Annotated in this window: 8 protein-coding genes; 1 reads left to right on the top strand and 7 read right to left on the bottom strand. The window is 60.9% G+C overall.

The window, feature by feature from the left end; translation table 11 throughout:
• Positions 1 to 1,447 precede the first annotated feature (1,447 nt).
• The 4 genes from OH491_RS07095 to OH491_RS07080 form a co-directional block, all read right to left on the bottom strand.
• On the bottom strand, positions 1,448 to 1,732 hold the full coding sequence (locus OH491_RS07095) for a hypothetical protein (protein ID WP_068771990.1): 285 nt from the start codon (positions 1,730 to 1,732) through the stop codon (positions 1,448 to 1,450).
• Positions 1,733 to 1,887: 155 nt separating this feature from the next.
• Positions 1,888 to 3,153: a tyrosine-type recombinase/integrase gene (locus OH491_RS07090; RefSeq protein WP_068771707.1), complete on the bottom strand. Its 1,266-nt coding sequence runs from the start codon at positions 3,151 to 3,153 to the stop codon at positions 1,888 to 1,890.
• Between the two features lie 149 nt (positions 3,154 to 3,302).
• The gene (gene efp, locus OH491_RS07085) at positions 3,303 to 3,860 is read right to left on the bottom strand and encodes an elongation factor P (RefSeq protein ID WP_068771708.1); all 558 of its coding nucleotides are present in this window, start codon (positions 3,858 to 3,860) and stop codon (positions 3,303 to 3,305) included.
• 87 nt (positions 3,861 to 3,947) lie between these two features.
• The gene (locus tag OH491_RS07080) at positions 3,948 to 5,000 is read right to left on the bottom strand and encodes a D-alanyl-D-alanine carboxypeptidase family protein (protein ID WP_068771709.1); all 1,053 of its coding nucleotides are present in this window, start codon (positions 4,998 to 5,000) and stop codon (positions 3,948 to 3,950) included.
• 308 nt (positions 5,001 to 5,308) lie between these two features.
• On the opposite strand from OH491_RS07080, the gene OH491_RS07075 reads away from it, so the two are divergent.
• Positions 5,309 to 8,014 carry a PEP/pyruvate-binding domain-containing protein gene (locus tag OH491_RS07075; protein ID WP_084442485.1) on the top strand — a complete coding sequence of 902 codons (2,706 nt, stop codon included), beginning with the start codon at positions 5,309 to 5,311 and terminating at the stop codon, positions 8,012 to 8,014.
• Between the two features lie 130 nt (positions 8,015 to 8,144).
• Here the strand turns inward: OH491_RS07075 and OH491_RS07070 are convergent, their stop codons facing one another.
• The 3 genes from OH491_RS07070 to OH491_RS07060 all read right to left on the bottom strand — a co-directional run bounded on the left by OH491_RS07070 (position 8,145) and on the right by OH491_RS07060 (position 10,754).
• Positions 8,145 to 8,966: a hypothetical protein gene (locus OH491_RS07070; protein ID WP_342750932.1), complete on the bottom strand. Its 822-nt coding sequence runs from the start codon at positions 8,964 to 8,966 to the stop codon at positions 8,145 to 8,147.
• Positions 8,967 to 8,986: 20 nt separating this feature from the next.
• The gene (locus OH491_RS07065; RefSeq protein WP_342750931.1) at positions 8,987 to 9,727 is read right to left on the bottom strand and encodes a hypothetical protein; all 741 of its coding nucleotides are present in this window, start codon (positions 9,725 to 9,727) and stop codon (positions 8,987 to 8,989) included.
• 106 nt (positions 9,728 to 9,833) lie between these two features.
• Positions 9,834 to 10,754: a LysR family transcriptional regulator gene (locus OH491_RS07060; protein ID WP_068771710.1), complete on the bottom strand. Its 921-nt coding sequence runs from the start codon at positions 10,752 to 10,754 to the stop codon at positions 9,834 to 9,836.
• Between the last annotated feature and the right edge of the window lie 27 nt (positions 10,755 to 10,781).

Raw genomic sequence — 10,781 nt, 5'->3', positions numbered from 1 at the left:
GGTTTTTCCTTTTTCTTCATTCCTTTCCATTCTGTTCATTCTGTCCAAATAAAGGGTTCGGTTTTTTAACCACGGATTACACGGAATACACGGATAAGAGAAAGACTTGGAAAATCGCTGGTTTTATCCGTGTTCATCCGTGAAATCCGTGGTTAAATTTAATGGTTCGGTTTTTTCCCACCACAAAGGCACAAAGGGCACAAAGCGTCTTGTAGGGCCTGACCTCGCGTCAGGCCGCCGGCGCTCCCAGTCACTGGCGCGGCAGCGGGCGCATGGGGATGTCCGGGCTGTTTCATCGGGACACAATACGTCCCTGAAAAACGTTATTAGGGCTTGGAAGGCTGGAAGGCTGGAAGCTTTTTACAAATTTCGTATTTCGTATGCAAGCTTATTTTCAAGCAATTACGAATTTTTTCGACTCCGGCGGCAGAGGTTTTTAGCCGAAGCGAACCGGATGCCGGTTTATAAAAACGGTTCCTCGCTAATTTGAATGATCTAAACGAAAAATTTACCCAAGGAGACCACGAAGGAAGGAAAGAGATTTTGATTAAAAAACTCCCTCCGCACTCCGTGTCCTCCGTGTCTCCGTGGTGAAATAAAATCCGAACCAATAAAATAGCCGCAAAGAGGCACAAGAAGCACAAGAAATCACTCAATCTTGTGCCTTTGTCAGACCACTCGGCTCCGCCTCGTAGAGCGCCTCTTTGTGGCCATAAAAACCGAACCATTAAATTTAACCACGGATTACAGGTATGCCCAAATCTTTCTCTTATTCGTGATAATTCGTGTAATCCGTGGTTAATTCCGCCCGCGGCACCGCCCCGGCAGGCATGGGCTGCACAGGGAAAAAACATTATAACGGCAGGCGAAGACATGACAGCGGAGGCGAACGGGGAAAATAGCGGAAAAAAATAAAAAACTAGGTAAAAATAACTAAGACCCGTGGTCCATGCAAGCCATTTTCACCGCCGGGCAGGCATCGCCAGATGGCAGGCGGCGGCGCAGGGCGCGGATTTGGGAGAGCCCGGACGGCGTCCGCCGCACTCATTTGATTGGCAAAAATGGATTATGGCCCGCCATGCGGCCTGCGGCGGGCGGTCGCCCTCGAAACCTCCATCAAAAGCGGCGACAAGCCGCCGCTCGTGGCACACCAAGAACCTGCTCGTGGCGGAGTTTCATCTCGAAAAACAAAACAGGCCCTGCGTGATGCAGGGCCTGCGGGCGGTTTTTGTGGCAGGCGGCATTATATAGTAATTTCTCTCAACCTTGGCCCAAATGGCAGGGCGAGGCGTCCCCGCCGATCCGCGGCTCAGCCGGAGGCTTCGCCCTACCGGCGCTGCCGCGCCAATGTTAAACGAAAACACTATAAATGCCGGCGCGCCTTTGGGTGGACGAGGGGAAATTTCCCACATGTGGGAAATTCGCGTCGCGACCCATCGCGCGCGCGTCAGTTGCGCGGCGGCACGAACAATTTTACACGGATGTGCGCCTCGACTTCCGTGAGATCGTAATACACAAAGTGCCCGAGGCGGTGGTGCGGGATGCGGCGCTCCTGCGTCCCCGCGCGCAGCGTGCGGATGGACGGCTCGCGCCCCTTGGGGAAAATCTCGCTCAGGCGCAGGCCGTTGATGTCGGTGAGCGGCTGTTGAACACCGGCGGGAGCGCCGGTGTTGTTTGCAGTGGCGGCGCCTGTGATGGCGGGCGCGGCAATGGTGTGTGTGGTGTTTCGCATGGTTTTCATGTCGCTGTTGCGCGGTCAACGCGGGCGGGGTATCCGCGATGATTCCCCGCATGGGCGCGCAAAGGCCGGCAGGCGCGGCGCGAGCGGCCTTTGCGGTGGTCGCCCGCGCCGCGCGGTGGAGGCGCATGGATTCGGGAGACGGCCTGCTATGCCGCGAGGCGGTGCGGCGCGCCCGCGTCGGCTGCGGTGATATCGGTGCTCTGCGATGCGCCGGCCTCCTCCGCAGTCGCCGCTGTTTTCACTGCCGGAGACCTCTTCGGCGCAATCCCGAAGAAGGCCTCGGCCTCCTGCGTGGTGGTCACGTTCAGGTAATGGCGGCGGATGATGCTCTCCGAATTGCCCGCCTGCAACGCCGTGTCGCCCATCGAACGGAATTTTCCCACGTGCATCGAAATAAACGTGTGCCGCAGCACGTCGTGCCCGACGCCGAATTTTTGGCGGATGCGCGTGAGCTTTTTGGCGATGCTCTTCATTTTATCCTTGGGCGGAATAACGGGGTATTCGTCCAGCGGATAGGCTTTGAGCCACGCGGCAAGATTCGGCTGGATGGTGATGAGCCGGCGCATGTTCACCTTGGAAACCCACGGCTCGATGGTGATGGCGGCGTTTTCCAGCCGCACGTCGGCGGCGGGCAGCTTGGAAATCTCCCCCTCGGGCCGGATGCCGGCGAACAGGCACAACGCGAAAAACGGCACGAATGCCCCGCCGTGGACACTCTCCACGTGCGCCATGAGTTGCGCGGCGCGCTCCGCCGTCAGCGCCTCGGCGCTGCCGCGATTGTGCTCGATGCGGTTGCGCGGGATTTTCGCCACCGGGTTGCCGCCCACCCATTCCTTGCGCACCGCGTGGTTGAAAAACGCGCACAGCACGCCGCGCCGGTTGTTCTGCGTCTTCAGCGAGCCACTGTCGCGCCGGATGTAGGCGTGCAACGCCTCCGTGCCCGCCTCCGCAAGCGTCTGCGTCGGAAAATGCCGCTGGAACTCCGTCAGCTCCAGCCGGATGTTCCGCAACTGCCGTTTGCCTATCAACGCCTGTTGCACGTCCTCCTTGCGCGCCTTCATGTAGGTTTCGATGGCATCGGCGATTTTCAGCGCGGCCTCGGGCTCGCGGTAATTGGCCAGCGCGTAGTCGAGGTAGAAGGTGAGCGGACGCCGCGCCTTCTCCAGCCGGAGAAACGCGGCCTCGGCCTCGCGCAACTGCGCCTCGGTCAAAAACGTGCTCGCGCCGCGAAGGTTGGATTGCGACTGGAGCACGCGCAGTTCGAGCGCGGCGCGCTCTGCAATGGCATCCTCGCGGGTCTTAAAGTTTTTACGGATGCGCTCGCCGAGCAACCAGCCGGCGACGCGGAATGAAATCACGCCGTTGCGGTTCTTGAACGGCTTGATGGTGAATGCGGATTTTTTTTGTTTCATCGATGGTTGCCGCCCTCACGTGGCAACCTATTCATGAAATCTCCGGTTTCCCTCGGGGATTCGTCCGATTCGCGCCGGCAAGATGCCGGCGCTCCCAGTCGCTCACGCGGCGGCGCGGACTTCGATCGAAAAAATTTTGGCCAACAAGCTCAGTTGCGGCCGAGATAGGTGCCGTCGGCGGTGCTCACGCGGATGACTTCGCCTTCCTTGATGAAGAGCGGGACCTGCACGACGAGCCCGGTTTCGAGCGTGGCGGGTTTCTGGACATTGCTGGCGGTGTCGCCCTTGATGCCATCGGCGCTTTCGGCGATCTTGAGCGCGACGGCGGAGGGGAGTTCGACGTTGAGCGGATTGCCGTCCACGAAGAGGATGTCAACCTTGCCGCCGGGCGCGAGGTAGTTCTTGGCGTCGCCGAGTTGCTGCTCGCTGAGCTCGATCTGGTCAAATGTCTCGGGGTCGATGAACGCGTAGGTGCCGCGGTCGGCGTAGCTGAACTCGAGCGTGCGCTTGTCGGTGGGGAGCACCTCGATGGTGTCGGTGGACGCGAAACGCTGGTCGAGCGCCTTGCCGTAGCGGAGGTTGCGCATCTTGATCTGGACGAAGGCTCGGAGGTTGCCCGGCGTGCGGTGCTGGGTTTCCATGACGAGGTGCGGCTCGTTATTGAACTTGATGACTTGGCCTTTGCGAATGTCGTTGGCGGCGGGCATGGGCGTGTGACTTGACGGTTTTGAGTTGTGTAAAGGGTGGTTGATTAAAGGGCGGCGCGTGGGTGTGTCAAGGCAGGCCGTGCCTTTCTAGAAACGGATGTCCGGCCCGTCGGGATTCAGGGTGCCCGCATTTTGCGGCGGTGGGGCGGCGGGTTTCTCGGGCGCGGGCGGCGGCGTGCGGGCGGGTTGCGAGGGCGAAGCGGGAGTCGCCGATGTCACGGGCGCGGCGGAGATGGGCGAGGCGGGGAGTTTTGCAAAATAGTGCTCGAACAGGTTGGCGATTTTCAGGTCGCGCGATTTCGAGTCGGGGCTACCCATGGTGACGACGATGAGGCGGTTGCCGTTGCGCTGCGCGGTGGCGGCGAGGCAGAAGCCGGCGTTCTGCGTGAAGCCGGTCTTGAGGCCGTCCACGCCTGCGACCTTGGGAAGGAGGTTGTTGTGGTTTTTCATCATGACGGGTTCGGGGCGGGTGCGCGCGCCGAATTCGCGCAGGCGGACGGAGGTGTATTTGAGGACGTCGGTTTCACGGATGAGCGCGAGGCTGAGCAAGGCGAGGTCGCGCGGGGTGGTGAGATCGCCGTCGGCGTCGCGGCGGCTGGAGGGCGGCAGGCCGTGCGGCGTGCGGAAGGTGGTGTTTTTCATGCCGAGCGATTGGGCGCGGGCGTTCATGAGCGCGACAAATTCCTCGCGGCCCGCGGCGGCGGCGTGGGCGAGGGCGTGCGCGCAGTCATTGGCCGACTGGATCATGAGTGCGTAGAGCAACTCGTCCACGGTGAACACCTCGCCCTGCTTGAGCCAGACCTGCGTGCCGCCGATGCGCGCGTCCTCGGCCGTGACGGTGACGAGGGTGTCGTGGTTGATGCGGCCGGCCTTGATGGCGTCATGCACGATGAGGAAGGTCATCAGCTTGGTGACGCTGGCCGGAGGGGAGACGAAGTCGGCGTTGTCCTCGAAAAGCACTTCGCCGCTGGCGGCGTTCACCACGATGGCCCCCTTGTAGGTGGAGGGGACGACGGCGGGCGCGCGGGTGGTTTTCGTCCGCGACTGCGCGGCGGCTTTCGAGGGGAAAACGACCACGCCTGCGAACAGCGTGAGAATCGCCAGGAGGAAGGGAAAACGATGGGCGGAGGAGTCGGACATGTGACGTGGAAAATGGAAAAGGTGAAGCGAAAGGGAAGAAGCCGTTTGGGGGAATCGCAATCTTCGGCGATTTTGCCCGGGGACGGGGGCGTTTCAGTTGCAGACGCGATGTCATATTTCGGCACACCCTCTTTCCTCTTTCTCTTTATTCTTTATCTTTCCTCCTTCCGTCCCGGCGGACTTTTCTGGGGACGGCAGGGAAGGGGAGAAAGAGAAAGATAAAGAATAAAGAGAAAGATTCCGGCGGCGCGCTCTTGCCGGAAACTTTCCGCCTGACTCCGGCCCGGGCGGGCGGCAGCCTTTCCGCCATGCCGAAACAGAACACACCGCCCGACACGTCGGGGCTGCCTGCGTTTGACCGTGCGGTGGGCGGCATTCTTGCGGGGGACAACATCGTCTGGCACGTGGACTCCATCGCGCAATACCAGTCGTTTGTCACCCCGTTTGCGGCGGCGGCGGCGCGCGACGGACGGCGGCTCATCTATTTCCGCTTCGCGCGGCACGGGCGGCTGCTGCCGGAGGATTTCCCGTGCGAAACCGTCGTCCTGAGGCCGGAGGACGGGTTCGAGGTATTCATTAACCGGATACGCGGGAGGATCGGCGCGGTGGGGCTCGCGGCCTATTACGTGTTCGACTGCCTGAGCGACCTGGCCACGGACTGGTATTCCGACGCGATGCTGGGCAACTTCTTCATGCTCACCTGCCCGTATTTGTTCGAGCTGGAGACGATCGCCTATTTCGGGCTGCTGCGCGGGCGGCATTCGCGCGACGCGACCGAGCCGGTCATCGCGACCACGCAGTTGTTTCTCGATGTGTTCGGCGACGAGGGACGCCTCTACATGCGGCCGCTCAAGACGCAGTTCCGCCGACCGCCCGGACTGCGCCTGCTGCACGCCTGGGGCGAGGGCGGGGCGGGAGGCGCGTTCGACATCGTGCGCGGCAGCGCGGAAATCACGCGCGCCATCGCGCACGCCGGGCCGGACTGGGCGGCGGATGCGGAGGTGCATGGCGCGGAATTGTGGCGGCGCGCCGAGGAGGCCGCGACCCGCGCCGGCGACGATGAGCGGCCGGAGATCTGGACGCAGTTTGTGCGCATGATGATCTCGCGCGACGAGGCCATCATGCCGCTCGTGCAGTCGTGCTTTTCGCTCAAAACCCTGCTGCCCATCCGGCGGCGTCTCGTCGGCACGGGGCTCATCGGCGGCAAGACCGTCGGCATGCTGCTGGCGCGCGCCATCGTCGCGCGGGATTGCCCGGAGGTGGCGGCGAAGCTGGAGGAGCACGACTCGTTTTACGTGGGGGCGGACGTGTTCTATACGTTTCTCGTGCGCAACGGTCTCTGGCCGCTGCGCGAGCGTCAGCGCGCGCAGCGGACGTTTCTCGACGGCGTGGACGAGGCGCAGGCGCGGGTGCGCGCGGGCGGGTTTCCGGATTACATCGTCCGGCAGTTTGCCAACGTGCTCGATCACTTCGGGCAGTATCCCATCATCGTGCGCTCGTCGTCGTTGCTGGAGGACAATTACGGGCGCGCGTTCGCCGGGAAATACGAGAGCGTTTTTTGCGCCAACCAAGGCACGCGCGAGGAGCGGCTGGAGGCGTTTCTCGACGCGGTGCGCACGGTCTATGCGAGCGCGATGAGCCGCGAGGCGTTGAGCTACCGGGCGCGTCACGGGCTGCTCGAACGCGACGAACAGATGGCGCTGCTGGTGATGCGCGTGACCGGTTCGATGCAGGGCGGATGCTTTTATCCGCATCTGGCGGGCGTGGGTTTTTCCTACAATCCCTTCGCGTGGCATCCGGCCATCGACCCGGCGGCGGGCGTGGTGCGGCTGGTTTACGGGCTGGGCACGCGAGCGGTGGAGCGCGTGGACGACGACTACACGCGCGTGGTCGCGCTCAACGCCCCGCTGCGCCGGCCTGAGTCGGGCGCGGACGATATTTTCCGCCATTCGCAGCGCCGCGTCGATGTGATCGACCTCGCCGCAAACCGCCCCGCGTTGCGCGAGTTCCGCACGCTGCTGGACGATGCGCGCGAGGCCGGCATACCGGTCGAGCTGCTCACGACGCGCGACGACGAGGTCTACGAACGCACCGGGCGCGAGGCGCGTTTCCTCACCTTCGAGCCGCTGCTTTCGGACGCGTCGCGGGAGGGGCTGGTCGCGGACTTGCGCGCGGTGCTGCAGGCGCTGGAGAAAGCCTACGCGCGGCCGGTGGACATTGAGTTTGCGGTGAACTTCGAGCGCGATCCGGCCACGCGCGAGTTGCGGCACTGGCTGCATCTGCTCCAGTGCCGTCCGTTGCAAGTGCAGGGCACGCACAATCCCGACGTGCCGCCCGCCCGGCCTGCGCCCGGGGAGGTTTTTCTGCGCGCAAAAAGCGCGGTGGTCGGGCACAGCCGCGTGCATGCGGTTGACTGGATCGCGCACGTGCGCCCGGAAATCTACTCCACGCTCAACGAACAAAACCGCCATGCGGTCGCGCGCGCCATCGGCGATGTCAACCGCGCCCTCGCCGCGCGCGACGGCGCGGCCATGCTCATCGGCCCCGGACGCTGGGGCACGACGACGCCGGGGCTCGGCGTGCCGGTGCGGTTTTCCGAAATCAACCACTTCGCCGTGCTCTGCGAGCTGGCGGTCATGAGCGAGCACCTCACGCCGGACATCTCGTTGGGCACGCATTTTTTTGGCGAGCTGGTGGAGATGAACATGCTCTACTTCGCGCTTTTCCCCGGACGCGAGGGCAACGAAATCGACCTAGCCGCCTTGGCGGGCGAAGGTTTGCAAAACGGCGGAGGCCGCCCACGCGATTGTTTCGACGAACTCGCGGGCGAAGCGGCGGCAAACCTTGCCGCGCCGGTGCGCGACGCGCTGCGGGTTTTTCGCGCGGCGGATTTCACCGCGCTGGCGGGGCAGGGGGGCTCGCCCGCTGGAAGCGCGTCCGGCGCGGGCGCGCTCTGGCTGCTGGCCGACGCGCGCCGTCAGGAACTGGTGATCAGCCGGCGGAAGTTCGTGTGAGGCGGGGACGCTTTTACTATATTGGGCCCCACTTGCTCTACACCGCCGGTGCCGTGGCGCTTTCGTCAAACTATGAACTTTACCACGATTTGAGCCGACGCGCAACTTGCTATGCAGCGATTACACTGCGTTATGGATACTTGATAAAGTATAAGCAGTCATTCCAATCTATAGCTTTTACAAGTTTAAAGTCTCTATAACTTACATCATTTTTTATCTTTGTTCCAGATATGTTACCTTCCTTGTCAACATTCTTAAAGAATTTTTCAAGTTCTCCGTCAGCACATGCAGCCGTAAATAATCCATGGAAATTATAGGCGTCTGTTATGACTAATGTGCCCATGTCATTATCATTGGGTTCATTATCTGAAAAACCCCACGGGTTGGGAGGAGGTCCGTCATTGCTGATGTCGTATTGGTATGGGGTTAACCATTCTGCAAGCAAAGGTATGCTGCCAGGCCCCGCTCCAAAATCGGTGTGATTTGTTGTCCCGTTTACAGATACATCCATGCTCCACATGACTTCGCCAGCCGTATTGACATAAGATGACCAAGTTATTGACACTCCATAATTCATTGAGGTGCTTTCTGACCAGCCTTGCGATCCGTTAATGGATAGAAAACTGCTGCCAGCCTGAAACCCAAAATTGCCGTCAGTGCCACGGGTGAGAGTATAATTCTGAATTACTGAGCCGGATGTGCCGGGTCCTGTTGGCAGACCAGTGGATGAATTGAATCCGGTGAAGGTTGCCGTGCGCGGAACGTGATTATCAAGGAAATTATAAAGCACTGGATGCGTGTTCCATTGTGGAAAGCTGTTGCATATTTCCTTTCCCATTTCATTTGCTAAATTAACAGAGATTTCAGGTTGAACCGTTATTGTCTGGGCCTGTGCAAAAGAATATATGAATACGACGGCAGCAGCAAAAATTGCATTAGTAAGGGTTTTCATACAGTAGAAAGGGACAGGGGTTAGTTGAGTTGAGAAATGATGTAGGTATAGTCGCTGAGCCTACCTTCTGGAAACTCGCTCCGTAATGTGGAACTTCCCGACCCAATTTCAGTTGGTGCAAATATCCGGGTATGTTCGATACTGTAACGGTTGTTTTCGGGATAGTGACGCACGACCATGATTTGCTTGTCCGCACCCCAACCCGAATTGCCCTTTTTAATTATCCCGCTGATCTCAGAAGCTTCGGGGCTGTCTTTCGCTATATTGGCAAGCTGCAATACGACGTCCACAGACGCATTGCGCATAGATGCGCCCTGCTTTGCGTAGGGTTCAATCTCAATCACAGAGTCACCAGCTTCGTTTTTTGTGACAACGGCCATGCTCGCCTCCAGCATCAGCCTTTCCTTGACCATCATGGTGTAGAACCGGCCGATTGCGTCATATTGTTTTTCAGGCAGATCGGGGTAGTTTTCTTTCAAATACGTCATCAAAAAATCCACGTCAGTCAGCGGCGATACCGGCGCGTGCATTTTCACCCCTGTGATGTTTGAGAGATGGACAGCCGATTGGTTTACGGTTGTTACCGTGAGAGCCTGTTCTGATTCATGTTGAATCTGCTCCGTTTTGCGTTCTGTGCCCTTGGCAATCCCATCGCGAACAGGCTCTTTTGATTTGGTAAGAACACCTCCCACCATAATGACAACCACGGCCAGCAGGGCGGCTGTAATCCCGATAATTATTTTTCTTTGTTTTGAGAACATGCTTTTCAGATAGAAGCTAATGAGTCCTAATGTCAATAATGGGTTTAATTTTTCTTGTTAGTTCTATTTAGCACGCCGGCGGCGCGTTTTCCCCTTCGTCATCCGGTCATGCCTTGACTTGCGCGCCGCCCGTCGCCACGGACAAAAACGCCGCCAGCGCCGCGTCCGGCGCGGGCGCGGGTTTCCAGCCGAGAACGAGACGGCTTTCCGGCGCGTGGCCGGTGAGCGGGCGAAACACCACGTCGGCCGGCAAGTCGCGCGCCTCGGACGGCGTGATGAAGGTCGCGCCCACGCCCGCGCGCACGAGGCCGATGCTGTTGACGCGCGGCCAGATCTCCTCGGCGATGCGCGGCGTCATCCCGCCCCGCGCGCACGCGGCGAGCACGCGGTCGTAGAAACCGGGGTTGTTGCTGCGCGGGAAAAGCACCAGCGGCGTGTCGGCCAGGTCGCGGAGCTTGAGCATGGCGCGGCGCGCGAGGGGATGGCCGGCGGGGAGCAGGATGCCGTTGCGCTCGCGCAGCAGCATGTGCGTGCGCAGGCCGGCGGGCGCGGTGGCGTCGGGGTGGAAAAAACCGCAGCCGAGCTCGCCGGCATGGAGCGCGGCGAGCTGGGCGGAGGTCGGCGACTCGTTCAACTCCAGTCGGATGCCCGGGTAGCGCCGCCCGAACTCGCGCACGATGCCGGGCAGCACGGTTGCCATGGCCAGCCCGGTGAACGCGATGCGCACGTGGCCCGACTCGCCGCGGATGAGCGCGCCGAGTTCGCCGCCCGCGATGGCGAGCGAGCGCAGCACCGGCTCGATGCGGCGGGCAAAGGCCCGCCCGGCGGGCGTGAGCTCGACGCGGCGCTTTGTGCGGAGAAAAAGCGGGGCACCGAGGGCCTTTTCGAGCTGCGCAATCTGGCGGCTGAGCGCGGGCTGCGCGACGGACAGCGACTCGGCGGCGCGGCGGAAATGAAGCTGGTTGGCCACCTCCAGAAAATAAACGAGGTGGCGCAGTTCGTAGGGGAACTGATACTTGTTCGGCATCAATCGCGACTAAATGAGTATTTTTTG

Source organism: Termitidicoccus mucosus, from assembly GCF_038725785.1.
Classification (GTDB): Bacteria; Verrucomicrobiota; Verrucomicrobiia; order Opitutales; family Opitutaceae; genus Termitidicoccus; species Termitidicoccus mucosus.
This window is presented reverse-complemented; position numbering and strand designations above follow the sequence as displayed.